The 23,955-nt window shown below is 44.2% G+C and carries 25 protein-coding genes; 11 read left to right on the plus strand and 14 right to left on the minus strand.

Annotated elements, in window-relative coordinates; all coding sequences use genetic code 11:
- The first annotated feature begins 87 nt into the window (after positions 1-87).
- On the plus strand, positions 88-1,632 hold the full coding sequence (locus tag QH73_RS02995; RefSeq protein ID WP_039715171.1) for a response regulator transcription factor: 1,545 nt from the start codon (positions 88-90) through the stop codon (positions 1,630-1,632).
- A 32-nt stretch (positions 1,633-1,664) separates the two neighbouring features.
- On the opposite strand, the gene QH73_RS03000 is transcribed toward QH73_RS02995, so the two are convergent.
- Together QH73_RS03000 and rpe are read right to left on the minus strand one after the other, a co-directional pair.
- Positions 1,665-1,904: a hypothetical protein gene (locus QH73_RS03000; RefSeq protein WP_039715172.1), complete on the minus strand. Its 240-nt coding sequence runs from the start codon at positions 1,902-1,904 to the stop codon at positions 1,665-1,667.
- A gap of 205 nt (positions 1,905-2,109) precedes the next feature.
- Positions 2,110-2,817, minus strand: a complete 708-nt coding sequence (rpe, locus tag QH73_RS03005; RefSeq protein ID WP_039717356.1) for a ribulose-phosphate 3-epimerase — start codon at positions 2,815-2,817, stop codon at positions 2,110-2,112.
- A 155-nt stretch (positions 2,818-2,972) separates the two neighbouring features.
- Here rpe and QH73_RS03010 point away from each other — a divergent pair, with 155 nt between their 5' ends.
- The 4 genes from QH73_RS03010 (at position 2,973) to ggt (ending at position 8,033) form a co-directional block, all read left to right on the plus strand.
- Entirely contained in the window at positions 2,973-3,122 is a 150-nt protein-coding gene (locus QH73_RS03010) for a hypothetical protein (protein WP_165587609.1), read from the plus strand.
- Positions 3,107-4,003, plus strand: a complete 897-nt coding sequence (gene hslO / locus QH73_RS03015) for an Hsp33 family molecular chaperone HslO (protein ID WP_039715173.1) — start codon at positions 3,107-3,109, stop codon at positions 4,001-4,003. Before QH73_RS03010 ends, hslO begins: the two co-directional genes overlap by 16 nt.
- Positions 4,004-4,300: 297 nt before the next feature.
- On the plus strand, positions 4,301-6,406 hold the full coding sequence (locus tag QH73_RS03020) for a chromosome segregation ATPase (RefSeq protein WP_309476438.1): 2,106 nt from the start codon (positions 4,301-4,303) through the stop codon (positions 6,404-6,406).
- A gap of 4 nt (positions 6,407-6,410) precedes the next feature.
- Positions 6,411-8,033, plus strand: coding sequence for a gamma-glutamyltransferase (ggt, locus tag QH73_RS03025; RefSeq protein WP_132866532.1), 1,623 nt, complete (start codon positions 6,411-6,413; stop codon positions 8,031-8,033).
- Here the strand turns inward: ggt and QH73_RS03030 are convergent.
- Together QH73_RS03030 and QH73_RS03035 are read right to left on the minus strand one after the other, a co-directional pair.
- Positions 8,030-8,968, minus strand: a complete 939-nt coding sequence (locus QH73_RS03030; protein WP_052289981.1) for an isopenicillin N synthase family dioxygenase — start codon at positions 8,966-8,968, stop codon at positions 8,030-8,032. The two genes, ggt and QH73_RS03030, sit on opposite strands and share 4 nt — an antisense overlap.
- Positions 8,969-9,159: 191 nt before the next feature.
- The gene (locus tag QH73_RS03035; RefSeq protein ID WP_039715175.1) at positions 9,160-10,572 is read right to left on the minus strand and encodes an AtzE family amidohydrolase; all 1,413 of its coding nucleotides are present in this window, start codon (positions 10,570-10,572) and stop codon (positions 9,160-9,162) included.
- A gap of 191 nt (positions 10,573-10,763) precedes the next feature.
- On the opposite strand from QH73_RS03035, the gene QH73_RS03040 reads away from it, so the two are divergent.
- Entirely contained in the window at positions 10,764-12,458 is a 1,695-nt protein-coding gene (locus QH73_RS03040) for an NAD(P)H-quinone oxidoreductase subunit 4 (protein WP_039715176.1), read from the plus strand.
- 139 nt (positions 12,459-12,597) lie between these two features.
- Here QH73_RS03040 and crtO read toward each other — a convergent pair whose 3' ends face one another.
- From crtO to QH73_RS03060, 4 genes are all read right to left on the minus strand, one after another.
- Positions 12,598-14,289 (minus strand): beta-carotene ketolase CrtO, encoded by a 1,692-nt coding sequence (gene crtO / locus QH73_RS03045; protein ID WP_039715177.1) that lies wholly within the window; start codon positions 14,287-14,289, stop codon positions 12,598-12,600.
- A 72-nt stretch (positions 14,290-14,361) separates the two neighbouring features.
- Positions 14,362-14,730: a pentapeptide repeat-containing protein gene (locus QH73_RS03050; protein WP_039715178.1), complete on the minus strand. Its 369-nt coding sequence runs from the start codon at positions 14,728-14,730 to the stop codon at positions 14,362-14,364.
- A gap of 45 nt (positions 14,731-14,775) precedes the next feature.
- On the minus strand, positions 14,776-17,013 hold the full coding sequence (locus tag QH73_RS03055) for a Piwi domain-containing protein (protein ID WP_039715179.1): 2,238 nt from the start codon (positions 17,011-17,013) through the stop codon (positions 14,776-14,778).
- Entirely contained in the window at positions 17,010-17,828 is an 819-nt protein-coding gene (locus QH73_RS03060; RefSeq protein WP_039715180.1) for a PD-(D/E)XK nuclease family protein, read from the minus strand. The genes QH73_RS03055 and QH73_RS03060 overlap by 4 nt, the downstream gene beginning before the upstream one ends.
- A gap of 142 nt (positions 17,829-17,970) precedes the next feature.
- Between QH73_RS03060 and QH73_RS03065 the strand changes: the two genes are divergently transcribed.
- The 3 genes from QH73_RS03065 (at position 17,971) to QH73_RS03075 (ending at position 19,634) form a co-directional block, all read left to right on the plus strand.
- Positions 17,971-18,318: a helix-turn-helix domain-containing protein gene (locus tag QH73_RS03065; protein ID WP_039715181.1), complete on the plus strand. Its 348-nt coding sequence runs from the start codon at positions 17,971-17,973 to the stop codon at positions 18,316-18,318.
- An 11-nt stretch (positions 18,319-18,329) separates the two neighbouring features.
- Positions 18,330-18,965, plus strand: a complete 636-nt coding sequence (locus QH73_RS03070) for an ImmA/IrrE family metallo-endopeptidase (RefSeq protein WP_039715182.1) — start codon at positions 18,330-18,332, stop codon at positions 18,963-18,965.
- Positions 18,966-19,043: 78 nt separating this feature from the next.
- Positions 19,044-19,634 (plus strand): Uma2 family endonuclease, encoded by a 591-nt coding sequence (locus QH73_RS03075; protein ID WP_039715183.1) that lies wholly within the window; start codon positions 19,044-19,046, stop codon positions 19,632-19,634.
- 121 nt (positions 19,635-19,755) lie between these two features.
- Here the strand turns inward: QH73_RS03075 and QH73_RS03080 are convergent, their stop codons facing one another.
- Entirely contained in the window at positions 19,756-20,334 is a 579-nt protein-coding gene (locus QH73_RS03080; protein ID WP_039715184.1) for a hypothetical protein, read from the minus strand.
- A gap of 68 nt (positions 20,335-20,402) precedes the next feature.
- Between QH73_RS03080 and QH73_RS03085 the strand changes: the two genes are divergently transcribed.
- Positions 20,403-20,918, plus strand: coding sequence for a DUF2141 domain-containing protein (locus QH73_RS03085; RefSeq protein ID WP_236146874.1), 516 nt, complete (start codon positions 20,403-20,405; stop codon positions 20,916-20,918).
- Positions 20,919-20,923: 5 nt separating this feature from the next.
- Here the strand turns inward: QH73_RS03085 and QH73_RS03090 are convergent, their stop codons facing one another.
- From QH73_RS03090 to purS, 4 genes are all read right to left on the minus strand, one after another.
- Positions 20,924-21,109, minus strand: a complete 186-nt coding sequence (locus tag QH73_RS03090; RefSeq protein ID WP_132866535.1) for a type II toxin-antitoxin system HicA family toxin — start codon at positions 21,107-21,109, stop codon at positions 20,924-20,926.
- Positions 21,106-21,321, minus strand: a complete 216-nt coding sequence (locus QH73_RS03095) for a type II toxin-antitoxin system HicB family antitoxin (RefSeq protein ID WP_039715185.1) — start codon at positions 21,319-21,321, stop codon at positions 21,106-21,108. Before QH73_RS03095 ends, QH73_RS03090 begins: the two co-directional genes overlap by 4 nt.
- Before the next feature lie 61 nt (positions 21,322-21,382).
- The gene (gene purQ / locus QH73_RS03100; protein WP_039715186.1) at positions 21,383-22,057 is read right to left on the minus strand and encodes a phosphoribosylformylglycinamidine synthase subunit PurQ; all 675 of its coding nucleotides are present in this window, start codon (positions 22,055-22,057) and stop codon (positions 21,383-21,385) included.
- The gene (purS, locus tag QH73_RS03105; RefSeq protein WP_039715187.1) at positions 22,054-22,335 is read right to left on the minus strand and encodes a phosphoribosylformylglycinamidine synthase subunit PurS; all 282 of its coding nucleotides are present in this window, start codon (positions 22,333-22,335) and stop codon (positions 22,054-22,056) included. Before purS ends, purQ begins: the two co-directional genes overlap by 4 nt.
- A gap of 143 nt (positions 22,336-22,478) precedes the next feature.
- Here purS and QH73_RS03110 point away from each other — a divergent pair, with 143 nt between their 5' ends.
- Positions 22,479-22,886, plus strand: a complete 408-nt coding sequence (locus QH73_RS03110) for a Fur family transcriptional regulator (protein ID WP_039715188.1) — start codon at positions 22,479-22,481, stop codon at positions 22,884-22,886.
- A gap of 78 nt (positions 22,887-22,964) precedes the next feature.
- Here the strand turns inward: QH73_RS03110 and QH73_RS03115 are convergent, their stop codons facing one another.
- Positions 22,965-23,912, minus strand: coding sequence for an SPFH domain-containing protein (locus QH73_RS03115; protein WP_039715189.1), 948 nt, complete (start codon positions 23,910-23,912; stop codon positions 22,965-22,967).
- Positions 23,913-23,955 lie beyond the last annotated feature (43 nt).

Below are 23,955 nucleotides of genomic sequence, written 5' to 3' on the forward strand. Positions count from 1 at the left end.
CCCTTTCTTCACTGATAACTGATAACTGATAACTGATAACTGATAACTGATAACTGAGACTGGCATGAGATCCGCAGGTAGAGCAAAATGACAAAGATTCTGGTCATCGAAGACGAGCAGGCAGTTAGAGAAAATATTACCGAGCTATTAGCAACGGAGGGATACGAAATCGTTGCAGCAGAGAACGGTCACGTTGGTATTACCTGGGCTTGGGAACATAAACCCGATCTGATTTTGTGCGATGTGATGATGCCGGAATTAGACGGCTATGAAGTGTTGAAGTTGCTGCGCGAAGAACCAACTACAGCGCTGATGCCTTTCATTTTTCTCTCAGCCAAAGTAGATAAAACTCATTTGCGCCAAGGGATGGAATTAGGTGCTGATGATTACCTCACGAAACCGTTCTCAAAAAAAGATTTACTAGGGGCGATCGCCGCGCGGTTAAAAAAGCAAACAGCGATACGCCAACCGGAACTATCCCACGACGAACATCATGGCGATCGCGACAACGCAAATATTTTTGTTGCCGAGTTTCTTTCGCTCAAGTCAGCTCAAGTGACTGGCAGACTATCTGTCACCTGTACCTCAGGACATGAGTGGATTTTTTATCTGTACTCCGGTCGAGTTTTATATGCCACTGGTGGGGTGCATCCCATCCGTAGATGGCAGAGACATATAGTCACGTACTGTCCGCAAATTTCACTCAAGCAGATGAAGTTACCAACCGAGCTAGCTGGCTCAGCATGGGAGTATCAGGTGTTGGGTTTGTGGCTCAAGCAACAACAGATTAGCTCTAAGCAGGTGACGCAGATCTTACGCAGTAGCATTACGGAAGTACTCTTTGACATTCTACAGACTGGACAAGTCGTCAAGTACCAAGTTCAGGTCGGCAATCCTCTCGGATGGCAATTGTTATTAGTTGATGTCGAACAAGCCCTAGCGATCGCTTACCAACAGTTGCACAGCTGGCAGCACGCCAATTTGGGGCATATTTCTCCCAATAAAGCACCAACACTCAAACAGCCAGAATCACTGCAACAAAAGACCTCTGCTACAACTTACCGTCAATTGACTGCACTGCTGGATGGAAGGCGGACGCTACGCGATTTAGCCGTACTCATGAAGCGTCAAGTTTTAGAATTATCCTACACTTTATTACCCTACCTTCAGGACGATATGGTGGAACTGGCAGACATTCCCGATCTGCCTATGCCTACGGCTGAAGAGATTGTATTAGAACCACCAGTGACACCGATAGCACTGAAACCGACGATCGCGTGTATTGATGATAGTCCCTTGGTCTGCGAGGTAATGCGAAACATTATTACAGATGCGGGCTATCAGTTTTTAGACATTCAAGATCCCTTGCGAGCACTCGCGACTTTGTTAAGTCAAAAACCAGACATGATCTTTTTAGATCTCGTCATGCCAAAACTGAATGGTTATGAAATTTGCACGCGCATCCGCAAGATCAATGCGTTCCGCGACACGCCGATCGTCATTCTCAGCGGTAATTTGATCGATCGCGTGCGGGCGATGGTCGTAGGTGCATCCGACTGTCTGGACAAACCCGTGCAAGCTGATGCAGTCGTGAAATTGATTCACAAACACCTATCTGCATCGAGCCACTAACCTAAACCAACTTTTGCCGGAACTTTGACAAATTAGGGTGAAATAATTTCTTCAACTTCGTCTTCTGCTAAGTTCCAATCTTCAAAATATTCGTAAACTTCAGACAAACTTTCTAAACCATCAACCGCGCTTTCCAAAGCTTGAAAATAAGCTGCTGTAGCTTCTGCGGATTCTGTCGAAGTATTCCAGCTCAAAATTTCATCAGTTTTGGTTTGCAGCTTGGTAATCAAATGAAGTTGTTGAATCAGGATTTGCTCTAATCGGTCGTTCATAAATTCGATCTAACGCGAGCAGTGAATAGCAATTTCGATCTTACAAGTGTGGAATTAATACAAAGTTAAGAACAGGCAATCCCGAATATATTACTGATTTAGATATAGCCACTTTCAAAAAGTATATATAGTGGCAGGGGCGCACAACTGTACGCCCCTACGAGTGAAATGTATTGCAATTTTTGATGAGAAGTGCTATCGGTTTCTACACAGCTGCTAACTCAGGTGCGGGACGCTTGCTGTTACGAATGCCTGCGATCGCCTCAGCATAATCTTTAGCTTTAAACACTGCCGAACCAGCGACGATCGCATTTGCGCCTGCTTCTAGCACCTGCCAGGTGTTGCTACCTTTTAAGCCGCCATCAACCTCGATCCAAGGATCTAAACCGCGATCGTCACACATTTGGCGCAGTTTGCGGATTTTGGGAACGACAGATGGAATAAAGCTTTGACCGCCAAAGCCGGGGTTAACGCTCATGATTAGCACTAAATCGCAAAGTTCTAGCACGTACTCGATCAGTTCTAATGGTGTAGAAGGATTGAGGACGACCCCTGCTTGTTTCCCTAATTCTCGAATTTGACCGAGCGTGCGGTGGAGGTGAGGGGAAGCATTATGCTCGGCATGGACGGAGATAATATCAGCTCCGGCTTTGGCAAAATCTTCAACGTACTTTTCTGGCTCCACGATCATCAAGTGGACATCCAAAGGTTTTTGGGTCACTGGGCGAATCGCTTCGACAATCAGCGGACCAATTGTGATGTTAGGCACGAATCGACCGTCCATGACATCAACGTGAATCCAGTCAGCTCCAGCTTCGTCAACTGCTTTAATCTCAGCTCCCAGACGGCTAAAATCTGCTGATAGTATCGATGGAGCAATAACAGTTTGCTTTTTGGATGGCGTTTGGGTCATGGTTGGAGATTCTCCTGCTTCCTCTTTTGTCAGCATTTTAACAAAATGTTTAGTTTTCCCCCAAGTGTTATTTGAATTCGGAATTCGGAATAACGCTTCGCTTCGCCTTCGGCTGACGGAATTCGGAATTGCGACTGGGAGTAGTAGGGTGGGTAATGCCTACTCTACTTGAATTTGACGAACCGGCGATCGCCAGCCAGGAAAGCCGTACTTCACCCCTCAGCCTTTTACCGGATCGCCAACCTAGAATAAATAGAGTAGCATTCGTAAAGAATTGTAAGGTTTTCTCATGGCAGATCGGTTAATTCGTGCCACAGCCGCCGATGGGGGAATTCGCGCTGTCGGCGTTATCACCACCAAGCTGACTGAAGAGGCAAGAAAACGGCATGAACTGTCCTATGTGGCGACGGCAGCGCTAGGACGTACTATGTCTGCTGGGTTGTTACTTGCTTCCAGCATGAAACGCCCTGATTCGCGAGTCAATATTCGGGTCAAAGGTAATGGTCCGTTAGAGGGGATTCTAGTCGATGCAGGTTTAGACGGTACGGTAAGAGGTTACGTCGGCAATCCCGCGATCGAACTACCACCAAACGATCGCGGTAAATTGGATGTTGGCGGTGCTGTGGGTTCAGAGGGTTATCTCTACGTCGTGCGCGATGTTGGCTATGGCTATCCCTACTCCAGCACGGTAGAGCTAATATCGGGAGAGATTGGCGACGACTTGTCTCACTACCTAGCTACGTCAGAACAAACACCGTCAGCGTTAGTACTAGGGGTGTTTGTCGGCGCTACAGGAGTGACAGCAGCGGGAGGATTGCTGATTCAAGTTTTGCCCAAAGCAGCCCGTGATGAAGCCTTGGTACAAACATTAGAATCAAGAATTGCTCAGCTAGCAGGATTCACGCCCTTGCTCCAAGCTGGAAAGACCTTACCGCAAATCTTCGAGCAACTGTTAGGAGATATGAATCTGGAGATTTTTCCCGAATCTCAGTTAGTGCGCTTTCACTGTGGTTGTTCTTTCGATCGCGTTTTAGGAGCGCTGAAAATTCTAGGCGAGGCAGAATTGCAAGACATGATCGCCAAAGATGACGGAGCCGAAGCCACATGTCATTTTTGCGGACAAGTTTACAAAGCCAGCAGCAATCAGTTAGAGCAGTTGATTTTGGATTTACGGGCAGAGTCTTAATTTAGGGAGCGCACGAGCAGGGGGACAAGGGGGATAAGGGGGATAAGGGGGACAAGGGAGAGCACACGAGAAAAAAATTCTCCCTTGCGTCCTCCCACACTCTTCACATACCCCACACCCCACAACCTTTCTTCACTGATAACTGTCAACCGTCAACCGTCAACCAATGACGAATGACAAATGACAAATGACCAATATAGGATGACAATGAATGTGCTTAGCAGGCAAAATCAAGCATAGTACTTAAGATATTGGGTGCGAGCAATGAGCGATCGGAGTATACCAGAGGATTGGTCTGTGAGTCAGCCGCCAGCAAAGGGGGACAATAGCGATCGGTCTCATATCCAACATCCTGTAGACTCCGCTTCTCAATATCCAACGGATCGCGATCTGTCTCAATACCTGTCCCAGCAAAGGCACAATTCAGAAGTCATGCCACAATCACCATCGAACTCGTCACAATCTGGTAGCGTTTCCCCTTCATCAGCTACAGACGGTAAGTTGTGGTCTAGCGTACCTCCATCGGGAGAGCCGCCTAGTGTCGGACGCAAGCGGTGGTGGAAAAACTGGATGCTTTGGGCAGCTCTGGCAGCGTTGGGGGCTAATGGAGTGGCGATCGTCGCCATGACGATGTTATTTAAGTTACCATCTGCACCTAATTGTCCGGCAATTTTTTGGCCTCTGGCTTCAGGGACGGTGCGGTTGCATTGCGCTCAAGTCGCAGCGGCGAAACGAACTGTACCAGATTTAATGGCAGCGATCGCCTTAGTAAAGCCTTTACCACAAAATCATCCTTTAAGTCAAGAAATCGAACGGGGTCTAGCAGAGTGGTCGCAAGATTTGCTTGCCTTAGCGGAGGAAAAGTTTCAAGCCGGACAGCTATCGGAAGCGATCGCGATCGCCTCTGATATTCCGTCAGATATCTCTACAGCTACCACTGTCCCAACACAAATTGAAAAATGGAAATCGATTTGGGCGGAAGCGGAAAAAATTTATGCTGAAGCTGAGTCTCAGATTCCGAAAGAAAACTGGTATCGGGCTTCGATGGCAGCAGTACGTTTGCTCAATGTCGGTAACAACTATTGGGCAAATACGAAATACGAAGAATTAAAATATGCGATCGCCACCGCCAGAGAAGATGGCGGGAGATTGGGAAAAATTCAAAACTTAGTCAATCGAGGCAGAGCTGATGATTTTCTGGCTGCCATACAGCAGATTCAAGCAATTGAAGCAGGTAGCTATTTCTATCAGAAAGCTCAAGCAATGATTCCCGAGATCGGGCGCAAAATGCTCGACTTGGCTCAGGAAACTTTAGATAAAAGAGATGTAGACAAAGCTGTTGAAGTTGCCAGTCAAATTCCCGCTGTTGCCAAATTAGAAACAGAAGTTCAAGACTTTATTGTCCTCGCAGAGGCGCATCGGAGCGCTTTCGTCGGCACTGTCTCTAGCATAGAAGCGGCAATTGCCGAAGCGCAAAAAATTGGTCTAGACCGTCCTCTTTACTATAAAGCCCAAGATACGATCGCCCGTTGGCAACTAGAAATTGAAGACGTGCAGCATCTAGCCAAAGCGCGTAATCTGGCTCAACCAGGGGCAGTTACCGATTTAAATGCAGCGATCGCTGAAGCTTTGATGATTCCAGACTCGAATCCCCGTGCTGCTGAAGCCAAGCGAGAAATTGACGGCTGGCGGCGACGGATACAAACATTTGAAGACCAACCTTACCTCAACCGTGCCGACGAGTTAGTTGTTGAGGGCGATGTTGTCGCTTTACAAGCAGCAGTTGATGAAGCGAGTAAAATTAGTGCAGGACGCGCGCTTTATGGCGAAGCCCGTAAGCGAATTCGCAACTGGACGCGCCAGATCCAAACGATTGAAGACCAGCCTTTCTTAGACCAAGCGCGAGACTTGGCAAATAACGGCAATTTACCAGCGGCGATCGCTGCTGCTGGACAAATTGGTGCGGGACGGGCGCTACATGAAACCGCGCAGGCAGAAGTCAAGGAATGGCAAACTCAACTTCAAGCGGAACAGGATTGGCGCGAAGCCCAGCAAGTTGCTTTGCAGAATACCCCTGATGCGTTGGCTCAAGCAATTCGGCTGGCGGATCGGGTTCCTAACAGCAATTCTTTACGATTGGACGTGAATCCAGCAATTAATGACTGGGGCGATCGCTTGTTGCGATTAGCACAAGACCAAGGGACGTATAATCCGCAAGCAGGGATCGATATAGCCCGCAAAATTCCGCGCAGCAGCAGTGCCTACGGAGCCGCTCAAGCTCAGATCGGCGAGTGGCAGAGGATTTTGAACCCTCCTCCCCCCGAACCGCTTCCCAGCCTCGATAACACCGCACCGAGTCCGAATCTGGAGAATTCGGAACCGAATGTAGATTCTAATAATTAGTGCCATGACTGCATCTAGTAACGGCATAGTCACAACTCCTCACTATCTGGCTTCCCAAGCGGGTTTAGAGATACTTCAGCAAGGGGGAAATGCCGTAGATGCTGCGATCGCTGCTGCTGCTACGCTAACAGTAGTTTATCCCCATATGAATAGTTTGGGCGGTGATAATTTTTGGTTAATTTACAATGCCAAAGAGCGAGAATTAAAAGGCTTGAATGCTAGCGGTCGAGCGGGAGAAAAGGCAACAATTGATTTTTATCAGTCTCAAGGTTATGACAGAATTCCTTTTAGAGGTTATTTAGCTGCAAATACCGTACCTGGAGCAGTATCCGGCTGGGATTTAGCATATAAATACGCTCAAGTAACCATAAATAATTCTTTGCCTTGGCAGCAACTTTTTGCTTCTGCAATTAAGTTTTCTGAAGCTGGTTTTCCCATATCTCAAAATCAAGAACGCTGGACTCAAATAAGTATTGATGAGAACAACGAAGAATTTTTTAATTTACAAAAATTTTCTAATTTTCGTCAAATCTATCTAAAGTCTGATGGAACAATTTACCCAACAGGTGAAATATTTAAACAACCGGACTTAGCTAAAAGTTTAGCAGCGATCGCCTTTCAAGGCGCAGCCGAGTTTTATCAAGGAGAAATCGCCAGAAAGATAGTTGCAGATTTACAGGAGAATGGAGGAATCTTAACTCTGCAAGATTTTGCGGAACATACTGCTAACTGGGTAGAACCAATTTCAGTTAATTATCGCGATTATATCGCTTATAACTTGCCGCCCAACACTCAAGGAATTGCCTCTTTATCGATTTTAAATATCTTAAATAATTTTGATTTACGCAAATTTGGAGAAGGAACGGCAGACTACTATCATTTGATTGTAGAAGCAACCAAACAAGCATTTAGCGATCGCGATAAATATGTGAGCGATCCTGACTTTGTAAATATTCCTTTAGACTGGCTATTATCTTCAGAACGCGGCAAAGAACTTGCAGCAAAGATTAACTTGCAGCAAGCCGCTAACCAAGTACAACCTCTCGATCCAAAAGGCGATACAATTTGGCTGGGAGTTGTAGATAAAGATGGTAACGCTGTCTCTTTAATTCAAAGTATTTACTACGAATTTGGTTCGGGTATAGTTGCAGGCGATACGGGGATTTTATTACAAAATCGAGGGTGTTTTTTCTCCTTAGATCCGCAACATGTAAATTGTTTGCAACCTAAAAAACGTACTTTTCACACGTTAAACCCTGCCATGTTATTTCAAAACGGCAAACCGTATTTAGTCTACGGTACGATGGGAGGAGAAGGACAACCTCAAACTCAAGCTGCGATCGCAACTCGAATTGTCGATTTTGGTTTTAATGTAGAAGATGCAATTTCAGCACCGCGATGGTTGCAAGGACGTACTTGGGGAGTTGCTACCAACGAACTTAAAATTGAAGGCAGAGTTTCAGCAGATATTGTTCGAGAATTAAGCGATCGCGGTCACTCTGTTAAAGTTGTAGAAGATTATACAGATGTGATGGGACATGCTGGCGCGATTTTAATCGACTCTGAAACTAATATGAGATACGGTGCTGCCGATCCGAGAAGTGATGGTGCTGCTGTCGGGTATTAATAAGTTGCTTGCAAGCGGCTAATCAAGTAATCTTTGGCAGAAATAGAAGGATATATTGCTACTCGATCCGTACAACAACCAGGAAGACAAGTAACCTCAGTATCATCATTAGGATGACAGAAAAAAGCTATTGAATAACGCGATCGCCTGACTCTTTCATCTAAGGGAATCGCTACCCGATGTTTGGTAGAACAAAATACGTGATTCGTCCATCGTTGCATTAAATCTCCAGTATTAATAATTATTGTTTCAGGGATTGCTGAAGCTGCAATCCATACTCCATCTTTGGTTTGTATTTCTAATCCACCAATATCATCTTGAAATAACAAAGTAATACTACCATAATCAGAATGTTCTCCCGCTCGTACTTGTCCTCGTTTTGGAGGTTGTTGTAGTGGCGGGTAGTGTAGTAATCTCAAAGTATGAGCTTGCTCGTGATGATTGGCAATAAAAAAGTCTTCTGGAAGTTGTAAAGCCAACGCAAAAGATTGTAAAACTGTATCTGTGACTTGTACGCAAGCTTTCCAGAAATCTAATACACAATTGCAAAATTCAGCACTAAATTCTAAATTTTGAGTTAGAGAGTTTAAATTTAAATTTAAAGCTTCTTTTAAATCTCCTGGCAGACTCGGATCGAGACGTTCTCTTTCTATACCTACATAACCACTGTTATGAGTTTCATCTAACCATGCTATTCGAGCTTTTGCTTCAGACGAAAGATTGAAAAATTGCTGAGAATGTAAGAATAATTGTTGAATTAAATTAGTAGAAATACCGGGGTTTTTGATATATAAAAATCCAATTTCATGACAAGCTTGATAAACGCGATCGACAACAGCTTGTCTTTGTGAGCGATCGCCACTTCTAAACGCTTGTAAATCAATAACTGGAATGAATTTCTGATTATTGGTCGCCAATTCGCTTTGCTTAGACATAGATAGAAACTCGTATTTAAATTTCACGCTGTCAGCAATTCTTTTTCTTAAACAACTTTTGATTTGCCGAGCAGCTACTTTGCGTTTTTGCGTCTTTGCGTGACCTTATTACGCAGTGTTTGGTAGCGAAGGAAAGCTAGAGAAGCCTTTTAATTGTTCATTTTGCTGGAGCATAGAATTGGTAGTTAGTATCAATTAACAATAGATGCAGCGATCGCACCCTCAGCCTCCAACATTGCAGCCACCTGTAAAATTTTCCCCTCATTGTAAGGTGCGGCAATCAATTGTACCCCCAAAGGTAAACCATCCGGGCGCGCAACTGGTACGGATAATACAGGTAAACCGATAAAAGATAGCGGCTGAGTAAACAACCCTAAATGGGGACGAACTAAAATTTCCCGTCCATCTAACTGAATCGTTTGTTGCCCAATGAATGGTGCAACACAGGGTGTTGTAGGAGCTAGAATCAGATCGACGTGTTGAAAAATTGCCCGGACGCGATCGCGAAACCAGCTTCTAAATCTCTGCGCTTGCAGATACCAACTCGCAGGAATCATCGCCCCAGCCAAAAAGCGATCGCGGGTAGCCGGATCGAAGTCTTCAAGACGCGATCGCAAGTTCGTTAAATGCAAATTTGCCCCTTCACAAGCTGTAATTATAAAAGCCGCTGCCCTAGCACGGTGCGCTTCTGGGATGGTGACGTATTGCGTCGCACCTAAAGCTTGGGCAACTCGTTCCACCGCAGCTAACGCTTCCGGTTCTGCACCTGTCCGAAAATAATCTTCAGCAATGGCAATGCGTAACCCATCAATATTGTATGCAGACTTACCGTTATTTTCCGCAGATACGAGATTTTGTGTTTCTTCAGGAGGGCGTTGCGTGCAAACCGGATCGCGACTGTCCCATCCTTGCAGCACGTCAAAGGCGATCGCCGCATCTCGTACAGAACGGGTAAACGTGCCAATGTGGTCGAAACTACTAGCGAATAAAAACGCTCCTGCCCGCGACAATCTCCCATACGTGGGTTTAAGTCCGTAGACACCGCATAAAGCCGCAGGGACGCGAATAGAACCGTTGGTATCGGAACCCAGCGTCAGGGGAACCATTCCCCCAGCTACCGCCGCCGCCGAGCCTCCAGAAGAACCGCCTGCAATGCGATTTGTATCATGGGGGTTGTGGGTTGCACCGTAGTGAGAATTTTCCGTGACAAAACCGTAGGCGTATTCATCCATATTGAGCGCCCCAACTAAAATTGCTCCGGCTTGTTTCAGTCTGGCGATCGCCGTAGCATCTTGGCTAGCGGGAGGATTGTCAGCATTGATTTTCGAGCCAGCTAGGGTCGTTATCCCAGCAATATCAAATAAATTTTTGACCGCAAAGGGAACGCCAGCTAGAACGCCTGGATCTTGCCCAGAGGCGATCGTCCTGTCGATCTTCGCTGCATCTGCTAAAGCTGTTTCAGTTGTAACGGTGGTGAAACAATTCAGTGCTGGATTCCGTGCGGTAATTCTGTCGAGGGTGGCGATCGCCACTTCTGTTGCGCTTACCTGTTGCGCGCGCACGGCTGTTGCTATGGTTACGGCATCAGCAAGGTTTAAATTCATGCTTTCATCTTAAAGCAGGTTAATCTGACGCGATCGCGCTTGTTCGAGCTGCACACGTTAATGACTACCTTTCTCAATTACCTCCATCTATAGACTTGTTTAGATAGTTGACTGGGTTAAAAATTTATTCATAAACCTTTACAAAGTTTAGTAAAATGATTTGTAAGCAATAAGTATTTATTCTTATCGTCATGATGACGGAACAATTTCCCTGGCTAACTGCGATTGTCCTGCTACCCCTTGTAGCTTCCCTACTTATCCCCGTACTGCCTGATAAAGACGGTAAGCGCGTGCGGTGGTATGCCTTAGGCGTGGCGATCGCGGACTTGATTCTGATGTGCTACGTTTTTTGGCAACACTACGATGCAGGCATCGCAACTTTTCAATTAGCGGAAAAGTATGCCTGGGTTCCCCAATTGGGTATAAATTGGGCTGTCTCAGTTGATGGTTTATCTGTCCCGCTCGTACTGCTAGCAGGATTGGTGACGACTCTTTCAATATTTGCGGCGTGGCAAGTCGATCGCAAGCCCCGCTTATTCTATTTCCTGATGCTGGTGCTGTATTCCGCCCAGATTGGGGTGTTTGTCGCCCAAGATATCTTGCTGCTATTCATTATGTGGGAGATCGAGCTAGTCCCCGTTTACCTGCTCGTCTCGATTTGGGGTGGACCGAAACGACGCTACGCAGCGACAAAGTTTCTCCTCTATACCGCACTGGCTTCTATATTTATTCTCGTTGCAGGGCTAGCGTTGGGTTTCTACGGTGGCAACCCTACCTTCGATATGGCAGCTCTGGCTGTGAAAAACTATCCGCTAGCGCTAGAATTGCCGATTTACGCCGGATTGCTAATTGCTTTTGGCGTGAAGCTAGCGATTTTTCCCATGCATACCTGGTTACCTGATGCCCACGGTGAAGCATCTGCTCCCGTATCAATGGTTTTAGCGGGCGTGCTGTTGAAAATGGGCGGATACGGGTTGATTCGCTTGAATTTGGAAATGTTACCTCACGCACACATTTACTTTGCCCCAGTGCTGGCAACTGTAGGCGTGGTTAATATTATTTACGGTGCGTTGGCTTCTTTTGCTCAGTCCAACATGAAGCGCCGTCTTGCCTATTCGTCCATTTCTCACATGGGATTCGTACTACTAGGTATTGCCTCTTTTACGGATGTTGGCATCAGCGGCGCACTCCTGCAAATGCTGTCTCACGGTTTGATTGCGGCAGTTCTGTTCTTCCTCGCAGGCGTAACATACGATCGCACTCATACATTATCAATGGAAGAAATGGGCGGGATTGCTCAGGTCATGCCTAAAGTCTTCGCTTTGTTTACCATAGGGGCAATGGCATCGCTGGCACTTCCTGGAATGAGCGGCTTTGTCAGCGAGATCTCGGTCTTTGTAGGTGTGACTACCAGCGATATTTACAGCTCAACCTTCCGCACGGTGACGGTATTTTTAGCCGCTGTGGGACTGATGCTCACTCCAGTCTATTTACTTTCGATGCTGCGTCAGGTATTCTACGGTTCTGGTATAGCTCCCGCGTGCGTTTTAACGAGTACTCAATTGCGGACGGATTACCAGGATAGTCAGGAAGCAGTTTGTTTCGGGACTGACTGCGTGTTACCTGGAGAGGCAAGATTTGGCGATGCTAGACCGCGTGAAGTGTTCATTGCTGTCTCGTTCCTGGTGCTAATTATCGGTATCGGGTTATATCCCAAGCTGGCGACGCAGATGTACGATGTCAAGACGGTTGCGGTTAACGCTCAGATCCGCGAATCTTACGTCCAAATTGCTCAGAGCAATCCTCGCATCTATGCTAGCGGCTTCTTGGCTCCTCGGATCGATAAACCCGAACTCGCCACTGTGCCGACGGGTGTTTTAAAGTGATTTGATTTTGTACTCCTGTTTATAAGCGATCGCTGGTGAGGCGATCGCTTTTTCATGTTTTAATTGGGAGTCGGGAGTCGGGGAAGCGTAGGGAGCAACTACCAACTACCAACTACCAACTACCCATTACCATCTGCAATCAACCCGTAAACAGGGATTTGACTGCTGACTGAACTGAGTTTTTAGCATCTTTCAGTGTCTCAGTGATGGGATGCTGTTCGTGTAAGAAGATTCTGGCGCAGTTGCGTCCCGGCATTCCTGAGATGGAGCCGCCTGGATGGGTTCCTGCTCCTGTGAGATATAATCCCTGAATTGGTGTTTTATAGTTAGCTATTTCTGGTAGGGGACGGAAGCAAAGCATTTGTTCTAAGGTCATGTCTATGTGGTAGTAGTTGCCTTTATAGGTTCCTAGACGTTCTGCTAATTCGGCTGGGCTTTCGACGTGGCGGGCAATAATTGAGTGCTTGAGATTGGGTGAATATTGGGCTAGCTTATCGAGGACGCGATCGGCTACTTTATGTTTAAGCACGTCCGTCCATCCCGTACCTTTTAAGCCTGTACCTTCTGCACCAGCAATTTGATAGGGGGCAAAAAATTCAATCCAAAGTGTATGTTTGCCTTGGGGAGCCATTGAAGGGTCGAGTCCTGTGGGCATGACTACATACATTGAAGGGTCTGCATCGGGAATTTTGCCTAGAGTAATTTCGCTATGGGCTTGTTCTACATGGTTGACGGAATCGGCAATTAAGACCGAACCCATGAGATACTCGTCTCGGTGGTCGTGGTTTTCAAAGCGCAGGGGTTCGGATAAAGCGCAGTCGATTTTGAGAATTGTTTCGTTGTTATTGACAATTCGACGATCGAGTCTCTCGCGTAAGTTAGGATCGGCGCTATCGATATCGTTAGCATCCATTAGTTGCAGAAATAGCCGTTTGGCATCAATGCTAGAGATGACACCTTTATGGGCGCGATATTCTTTGCTACCGCGAACTCGCACGCCCACAGCGCGATCGCCATCGACTAAAATTTGTTCTACACTTTGTTCTGTAAGGATTACGCCACCTAAAGTTTTGACTAACTTAACTAATGCTTCGGTTAGCGCTCCCGTACCACCACGCGGACGCGCCATTCCTGGTTCGTGACGCAACACAGCCATCATTGCTCCAAATGACATGGCTTTTTGAGAGGGAGGCGAACTTAATTCTGCTGAGAGTCTGGCGAGGGGTGCTTTGACAAATTCAGCGTCAAAATATTCGTTAATATTATCTACCGGGCTGCTAAATAGGGTACGTAGAAGGTCTAAAGTTTCGTTGGGACCCCCCAGGACTGAAAATAACTGTTGCAGGTTTTTCAAGTCGTAGTTACCGGAGATATCAATTAAAGATTTGGGTGGAGCGTTAAAAAATGGTGCGATACCACGCACGAAGCGCAGCCAAAAGTCTGCATATTCAGCATATTTTTCGGCATCGCGTTGGCTAAAACGGGCAATTTCTGCACAAGTCTTTTCTACCGATTTATGGGCGAGAAAATATTTGCCGTCGGGATGGGGACAAAAGGCAACGGGGTCGCAAGTTAAGTATTCTAAACCGTATTTTTCTAGTTCTAATTCCTGAATCACCGAACCGAGAAAAATAAATAGGTGATTAATCGCACAGGGGTTAAACTTGAATCCAGGTGCTTCTTGGGGCATGAGTTCTTCTGTAGTGGCTCCACCCCCTGGAATCGGTTGTTTTTCTAAGAGCAAAACGCTATAGCCTGCTTTAAGTAAGTAAGCCGCACAGACTAGTCCGTTGTGACCAGCACCAATAATAACAACATCGTAAGCTTGCATGGAAGAGAATTTGGAAACACACTATCTTCTTCGATGCTAGAGAGCGGTTAACAATTCTCAATCTCTCAACGGTTATACCTTACGCATATTTTGACTGTTCGGATCGAAACCACGGGAAAAGCGGGTGCTGTTGTCGTAACAAGCACCACTTAAGTTAGCTCCGTACAGTTTGGCATAGTTGAGTCTAGCTTTACGTAAATTTGCTTCAGTTAGTTTTGCACCGCAGAGGTTTGTGCGCGTCAGGTTAGCGTTAATCAGGTTTGCGCCAGTTAAGTTGGCTCCCCACAATTTCGCTTTGGCTAAATTTGCTCCTTCTAAGTTGGCTCCCCACAGGTTGACTCCTACCAGGTAAGCGTTGATTAGCTTGACGTTGGCTAAGTCAGCTTGAGTAAAGTCTCTTTCTCCTGCTGCATAGCGTTTCAGCAGTTCTTCAGCATTCATATTTCTTTACAGTTATAGGCGATCGCATCCTATTTCCATCTTGCCTTATAACCAAAATTGGCGATCGCCTTCTAGCAAACCTGGATAAATGCCTTGCAACCGTCGATAAGCCATGCGGTCGGAGCCAAAAAGCGGTATTGGTAAGCGCGGCTCGTTCAGCGAACCATGATGTAGTAAGGTAAGTTTCAAAGTCGCCTCTACTAAACTTTCTAACGATACCTGATGTCCTGCTTCATGAATTCTCAAGCGTAGAGGTAGAGGCAAACCGATTTTTGCCGAATTCAGTTCTGTCGTGACTAAAATAACTTCCCGCGCCGATAAACGCAGTGCTAATCCTGGCGTTGGTGCTTTAATAACTTCTGCTTCCCAGTTGTAGAGCCGAGGAATACCAGACTTATAACACTCGACCAGAATAAATTCGGAACCAATCGCTTTCGCTCGTTCTTTTAAATGTTGCACTTCATCACCACAAAAGCGTCCATCACGGTAAATTAGTACGACTTTACCTCTCAGTTGAGCTGCGGGAAGAAAGCTTTCTAAAATTCTTTGGGGAATTTCTTCCCCTTCAATTAAAGCATCTTCTAATCGATAGCGAATAAATTCTCCTTTACGACCGTATAGACGCACGCTAGCGCAAGCATTCATAGTTCCAGAACCTCTCTTCTTGGCGCTTCTGGAAATATCTAATCCGATGAAATAGTCGGCAATTCCTAATGGTTCAGCTAACACAAAAGGCAAGTTCCCCAACTTGGCTAAAATGCCTGGAATTACCTGATTCAATAAATATTTAGCTTCGACGCTTCTTAAAGTATCTTCATAAATCACTTGACTGGCAATTCCGCGTCTGAGCAAGCGCGAGTAAATCCAAGAATATAGGCTACCTCCTTCTGTATTATCGCTGTGGCGATCGCTAGTTGGTAAAAATGTCAAAACTATATCGGGATGATTTACCATCAATTCATCGACAGCTTCTTCAGCTTGTGCTCTAGCTTCAACTCCAGGTAAATTATCTACTAATAATGCCTTTTTGTTTTCAATCGGCAGAAGGGTTTCAAAGCCGTAGCGTTTGAGCCTTTGTTGTGTTTCTTGCAGAAATGAATTTACTGGATAATCGCAAAGTTTCAATGCAGCAATACGAATTGGTCTTGATAAATCGCTAAAATCTTCATGACGACGATACACGCCACCTTTGGATAAACCAGATAAAATTTGACTTTGAACTCCAATCTGATTTTTTCCAAACACCAGTTTTGTTTCTGATAGTTTAACTGATGGAGAGAAGAATAATTCAGGATATCTGCGGCTATTTATACTAATCTTTAGTTGAAATCCATAAGTAGCTAAAGTTTGTCCGGCTTCTTTTTTGTACAAAGCTAAGAATTCTTTTCGTTCTACATAGGGGATTTTAGTTGCAGACAGTAATTTTCCATAATCTACATCGAATTTCTTAGCAGTCTCTGCTGTTACGCAAGGACGTAAAGCTGCCATTGCATAGTAAAAAGGTTGTTGATTTTTACCAAACTGTACGGCAACAACTGGCTGTTCTTTCGGCGCTTCTATCAATGCTTGTTTGCTAATCGCACCCGTTGCATCCTCAAGCAATTTCTCTTTATGTTCGGCGATAGTACCTACAATGCCAGTTATTGTAGCAAAACTATTACGTTCGATATCTCGCACTTTTAAACCAATTAAAAGTTGCTCTAGATTCTGCCGATAGGGATGATTATTGTAAAATTCTTCTAGATTCCTTTGGTAGACGAAACTACTATGGACGGTAATCGTTAAAGCTGGCTGAAGCCGCGCTTGAATTTCAATCGTTTCTGCCCAAAAATCAATTTCTCTTTTGACTTCTACTTGATTTACTGATACTACAACTGGAGATGAAAAACGGCAATTTATTTTTAAAACTCTTACTGCTAACTGTGAAAGAATCTCCGGTGAAATCTGTGGCTGGTTTACCCATTGTATTGCATAAGTGCGATCGCCAATCTCTTTTTTTAACTCTTCACTAATTTCTAGCAGTTTCTCTCGCCACTGTTCTTGACTTGGCATTTGTCGAGCAGGTTTGGCTAAAACCCAGAAAAATTTATTGTGCCAAATAACAACTGCATCAGGAAACTTTTGACTGAATCGCCAACTAAAGCTATTACCCGTTTTTCGGTCGATCTCTGGAGTTAATCGAAAACAAATAGAATTTTTCGGAGCGATATCTATAAGTGAAATTTCACTTAGAAAAGTTGGAGTTGAAGCAACTGGAAGAGATTCTTGAACAACATTATTCATGCAGCCGCCTCAGATATGGCAAATTTACAAATAGAATTAAAAGTACAATAGCGGCAACTTATGCCTGGATTAGGTGGATAAATTCGATGGAAATCATCAAATTGCTGGCGATAGCGATATAAATCTTTTTGATGTCGTTGAGAAAGCGAAGATAATTCTATTTGAAACGATTTGAGTATGCTAGATGAGGCAGTAATTCGCTCTGATTGTTGACAATTCTCTAGGTTATAAAATGAAGCAACAGCTTTTTGCTGCGGGTAGATATAGCTAGCGGCTAGTAAATAAATATACGCTTGTCGGCGATCGAAGTCAGATTTTCCAGTTTTAAAGTCTACTATATGAAGCGTTCCATCTTCTTCTTGTAAAACGCAGTCCATCGCGGCATATAGGTTAAATGTGTTATTTCCTTGCTGGATTACAATTGGTTCTGGAAACCCCTCATCGCCTCGACTGAGTTTAATAATTTCCTTACCAGCTAGAAACGGATTGTTCTGATAATTTTCCAGAATTTCAATAACTTTTGTTCTAACTGAATCTATTTCTTGACTCAATTGCAAAACTTCTGATATTTGAGCGATCGCATTTTTTTCAGATGCGATTAAAGAGGTTTGATAAAACTCATAAATTCCCCTTTGTGCCAAAATACCGATTCGTTGATGTATGTTATCTCTTTGTAGTAGTTCTGTAACTTGCGGTTCCCACTTTCTTGCTTTGGTGAAACCCCTTTTCATATCGCAGTGTAGATGCTCTAAACCGACTGCTGGCGAAAATAAAGACAGCAAATTATAACTAGCAAATTCCCAAATTTTTGGCATAGCTTAACTCCTCATATTGCAGTGAATAAGAGACACACCTTTATATACCTGAAATGCTGTATACTGAAAAAAATTGATTGTTATGACCATATTGACCATTTTAATCAACTTTGTCAAGATATATATGTAAGGGAAGAAAAAAATGAGTCAAAGTTTTGGTAAAGTTATTCGTCAAGCTCGTAAGGCAAGGGAATTTAGCCAGCGTGAGTTAGCCAAGTTAATTGGGGTAGATTACACTTACCTATCGAAACTAGAAAATGACCATGCTGGCTATCCTCCTAGCGAAGATGTGATTCATAAACTATCTTTGCATTTGGACTTACCAGAAGCAGAACTGAGACATCTAGCTGGTCGCATTACACCAGATGATACAAAAGTTTTTGAAGAACTAGTTAGAAAGTACAAACAAATGCCTGTCTTATTACGCCGAATGCGAGACGAGCCTGAATTTGCTCAGAAATTATTGAAAGATACAACCAACCGAGATTAGGAGAAATTAAATTGAAGGTTATCAAGCCTTATCAGTCTATATCCAAAAAAGAAATCGAGCATCGAGCATTGGATGTACTTCAGCGCGTGCAAGCAAAGCGTAAACGTCCTTTAAAGTTTCCGCTTGATGCGGGACACATGGCTGAATCTCTTGGTTTGGATATGGATTGCGGCGAAATAGCACCGGATGAACAAGGTGCGATCGCGGCTATGATTTTACCTACAGAACGTAAAATTATAATGAATGAAAGTAGTCTAAATTTGCCTAAAGGATTTGAAGAATCTTCAATTGCTCACGAAATTGGACATTGGGAACTTCACATTGACAAAAATGCAATTTCTAAATTTGTAGAACTCCAAGATTCTGGTGTGGAAACCGCTGTTGAGCCTTTTCTCTGCCGTAGTGTTAACGCGCAGCAAGGAATTGAAAAGCAAGCACAGTATTTTGCTAGTTGCTTGTTAATGCCTCAATTTAAGATAGAAGACGTAAAGCGGGGACGCGATTTAACTAAATGGAAACATCTTTATGCGATGAAAGATGAGCTTGGTGTCACAATTTCTAATTTGACACATCGCCTACAAGACCTTGGTTTGATTTATATTCCCAAAGATTCCAAGCAAATTTATCTTGGTAAAGCTGGATCGTAATTTATTTACATTTATTAAAGAGCAAATTTACTCTTGCCTATACTAAATTAAAGAGTATCCTCCTTTTAGGAGCAGTTTATGAATGAGACTGCACTTACTTTACCCTCTCCCCTCAAACTACACATGGAATTGACAGACGAGCAATTCTTCCAATTGTGTCAGCACAACCGTGACTTGCAATTTGAACGCACAGCCAAAGGGGAAATATTGATTATGCCGCCAACTGGGGGAGAAACAGGCAACCGTAACTTTGAAGTTACCGTACAGTTAGGAATTTGGAACAAACAGAGTAATTTAGGTAAAGGTTTTGACTCTTCCACTGGTTTTAAACTTCCGAATGGAGCTAATCGCTCTCCTGATGCTGCCTGGGTAAGACTAGAACGCTGGGAGGCTTTAACCACCGAACAACGAGAAAAATTCGTTCCTTTATGTCCCGATTTTGTAGTTGAGTTACTTTCTCCTAGTGATTCTTTAAAAGAAACTCAAGCAAAAATGCAGGAGTACATCGACAATGGTACTAGGCTGGGTTGGTTAATTATTCGGAAAACTCAGCGAGTGGAAATTTATCGTCCTAATCGGGATGTAGAAGTAGTAGAAAACCCTACAACCTTGTCGGGAGAGGATATTTTGCTAGGATTTGTACTAGATCTTAGAACAATTATCTCATAAGTTGCTACTGACCATACATCATCATGTCACATATTTAACTTGCACGATTGAATGCAGTTAAAATACTTAGCTAATATCAGTATTAGAGGTTTTGACTTTTAACTTTTAACTTTTGACTTGCTTAGTCTTGTTTAACCCAAATAGCCAATCCGCCGCCACGACCGCGAGCCGCGATATAATCTTCAGTGACTAAGAAAAAGGCAAAAAAGGGTAGTTTAGAAATAGGTTGTTCTTCAAAACTTCCCAATTTTTTACCACTATTAAATTTTCCCTGATAAACTGTACGATTAAATAAACACAGTTGCATCTGGGTGAAGTCAAAAGCAAGTAAATTTTTCTTACCTAAATACCGCGCTGGACCTGTAAGCTTAAATAGTAACGAACCGAATTGGATTTGATTGCTAATTTCTAGGTATTCTCTTGCATGAAAAGAAATCTGCGCTGGCGCAATTTGAGGAATGTAAAAGCCATTTCCTTGAGCTATACCATTCTTCAGTTTGGCGTTACGTGGTGCTGTAAAGTAAAGCCGCCAGTCGCCTAGAAGAGATTCGAGGGGGTATACCAGGCGTTGCTGTTTGGCTGCTCTTTCCGCTTGTAATAGGGCGCTAACAACCACTTTAGCAGCAGGGCGACGATCGCTTGCCACTTTTGACAGTATCTCAATATAATCGGGTACAGTTGTAGAGAGTTCACCTATCATATATTTTAAGCTCAGCTCTATTAGCTTGAATATCGTTTTCTGCAATTTAATAAATTATATCAATGTTTATGAAAAATATTAAAATTAAGCGATCGCAAATGAAAATAAAATTCTACCAGCAGGTTCAAATATTGAAGGCTTGTCTATTATTGACAGCTCTTGGAATTTCGCTCGATATTTCTCATAGTAGAGCAAAGGCTAATAATTTATCTGGTAATTTAACTGTAGAAATTAACGGTTTTAGAAATCGTGAAGGGCAGGCTTGCGTCAGTTTATTTGCCAGCAGTCAAGGTTTTCCCAATAATAGAAAAAACGTCGTACAGCGTCAGTGTAATAAGATTACTTCTGTTCCCCTAACATTAAATTTTAGGAATCTCAAAGCTGGAAATTACGCTGTTGCCATCATTCACGATACTAATGGAGATGGGACGCTCAATCGTAACGATATAGGAATGCCAATTGAAGGATATGGATTTTCGAGAAATCCAGAAATTCGTACAGCCGCACCTAAATTTAATGATGCAGCTGTTTTAATTGCTGGTCCAAATACAAATGTGCAGGTTCAGTTGCTCTATCTAGATTAAGACGTTTAAATTTCAGGAATAGACAAGCCACGACAAATTTTCTTTGCCAATCGATTTGGTATTTCTGTATGTCTTGGTACTGCTTCTACTTGTCCAGTTTGAGGATTATGCCATAAGGAATGAGCAGCTCCTTCTCGTTTCAGATAGCAGCCATACTGCTGAAGATGTCTTAGTAAGCCTCCGCGTTTCATTCTACTGTAATGACTTCACGAATAGCACTCTCAGATACACCTTCTAAAGCATCTTCTCTGCGATCTACTAAAATCAAACTGATAGCTTCGGCTAAACTTTTTTTACACTCTTCAATTGTGCGACCTTGACCGTTAGCACCAGGAATCTCTAAGCAGTATCCTACAAACCAGTTTTCATCTTGCTCGATAATTGCAGTAAATTCATTGTGCATAGACTTCTCTGCTGACTGTCAAAAAAATCAACAATAGCTGAATAATTAAGCGTTCGAGCGGCTATACAATAGCAGCGACTCGTTCTAACAATCCCTGAAACAATTTCAAGCCGTCCGTACCACCTAAAATTGGATCGGCAGCGCGTTCGGGATGGGGCATCATGCCCAAAACATTACCCTGACGGTTACAAATTCCAGCAATGTTATTAACTGAGCCGTTAGGATTGTCGCCTGCATAGCGAAATAGGACTTGATTATTTGCCTCAATTTCCTCTAAAGTCCGTTTATCAGCATAAAATCGCCCTTCTCCGTGCGCAATCGGGACAGTTATAACTTCCCCTACTGAGTAGGCTTGCGTCCAGGGTAAATCGGTACGCTCTACTTTTAACTCCACGCGATCGCAAATGAAATGTAAATCGCGATTTCGGACTAAAGCACCAGGTAACAAACCCGCTTCAGTCAAAATCTGAAACCCATTGCAAATTCCCAACACGAATTTACCTTGTTGAGCGCGATCGACCACTTGCTGCATCACGGGAGAAAACCTGGCGATCGCACCACAACGCAGATAATCGCCGTAGCTGAAACCACCAGGGACAATGACAACATCGATATCTGTTAAATCGGTGTCTTCATGCCAAACCATGCGCGTTGGCTGTTGAAGGATGTCGCGAGTCACGTAGGCAACATCGCGATCGCAGTTCGAGCCAGGAAAAACTACAATCCCAAACTTCACATTGACGCTCCCATCTCTACAGCAACTTCTTTCAAATCGAAGCGGTAATTTTCAATCGTCGGATTAGCCAAGAGGCGATTGCACATCCGATCCAATTGTTCTGTGGCTGTTTTTTCATCTACTGCCGTCAGATGCAACTCGATATACTTGCCAATTCTGACATGCTCTACGTTATCGTAACCCATATGACTCAAACCAGACTGAACGGCTGTGCCTGCTGGGTCGAGGACAGAGGGTCGCAGGGTGACATAGATGCGAGCTAAATACTTTCGTAACACTTGACTTGATTCCCAATCCCACAAAGGCTATAATAACTCCTTCTGGAGACAGCTTGACGGAATAAACAGTATTCGCTTTGAGCTAGTTTAGAAAGCAAGAGAAGTGCGACCGCCTCTTCAGTCATCAAACTCAGATACTGTCTATGAAAGCCGAGAAAGCTGAACGTACTCGCAGTCAAGAACGAATCCTGCATTTACTCAAAAACTCAAATAAGTCTATATCTGCCCAAGATATTTACGTAGAACTTCGCAATCGCAATCAAAGCATCGGTCTAGCCACAGTCTATCGCGCTTTAGAAGCATTGAAACTCGAAGGAGTCGTGCAAGTCAGAACGCTAGCCTCTGGCGAATCTCTCTACAGTTGCGTCCAGCAAGATAAACATCACCTGACTTGCCTGCAATGTGGCAAATCGATTCCGATCCATCAATGTCCCGTCCACGAGTTAGAAACCCAGCTGAATAAATCGCACAAATTCAAAATTTTCTATCACACTTTAGAATTTTTCGGCTTGTGCGATCGGTGTCAGGCTGAGGCATTGCAAGAGAGCTGAGGAGGCTGAGGGAAACAAGAGCTGAGGAAGAGCAAGACAATGCTAGTCACTAGCCACCAGCCACTAGCCACTCACTGGTCACCGATCGCCGATCATAGAACGCATACCCTCGATCGTCCCAGGAATGCTGCGGGGGTCCATGAACATAACTTTGCTGCTGTCGCTGCTGCCGATTTGCTTACCCATGTCTAGATAATGTTGGGCGATTAAAAATTGTAAAGCTTCGGCAGCGTGTGGTTCTGTTTGCAAAATTTTGGCAATAATTTGTAACGCCTCGGAAGTGGCTTGTGCTTGCAAAATTTGTTGTTGGCGTTCGGCTTGCGCCTGCATAATAATCGTCTTTTGTTGCGCCTCGGCTTGCAGAATTGTGGCTTTTTGTTGGGCTTCAGCTTCGAGTACCTGCGCTTCCGCTTTTCCTTTGGCGCTGTTAACTGCCGATTCGCGATCGCCCTCTGAAGTCAAAATCGATGCCCGTTTGCGGCGTTCTGCTGCCATTTGCAGTTCCATCGACTCTTGCACCGCCTTGGAGGGAATAATATCGCGCAATTCCACTCGCGTTACTTTTACGCCCCAAGGATCGGTAGCAATATCTAAATCCTGTAGCAAAATTTCGTTGATTTGGGTTCGCGCAGTAAAGGTTTGATCCAACTCTAGTTGTCCCATTTCCGCCCGAATTTGTGTCAGTACCAAATTCACCATTGCCGATTGGAGATTTTCTACCTTGTACCAGGCTTTTTCCATATCGACAATCCGCCAGTAAACCACAGCATCGACTTCAATGCCTACGTTGTCGCGGGTGATGCATTTTTGGGGTGGAATATCTAAAACTTTTTCCCGAATTGTTTCGCGAAAGACAATGCGATCGAGTACGGGAACGACAATATTTAGACCTGGTTGCAGTTTTTTGTGGTAACTACCAAATCTCTCTACCAAAGCTTCATTGCCTTGATTGATGATTTTGACGGAGCTAGCTAGGGTAGAACCACCACCCAATGCTAGTACTATAAGTAAAAATAATTGTTCCATAGAAGTGAGTTGTGAGTAGTGAGTAGTAGGGGCGCACTGCTGT

This window comes from Scytonema millei VB511283 (assembly GCF_000817735.3).
Taxonomy (GTDB): domain Bacteria; phylum Cyanobacteriota; class Cyanobacteriia; order Cyanobacteriales; family Chroococcidiopsidaceae; genus Chroococcidiopsis; species Chroococcidiopsis millei_B.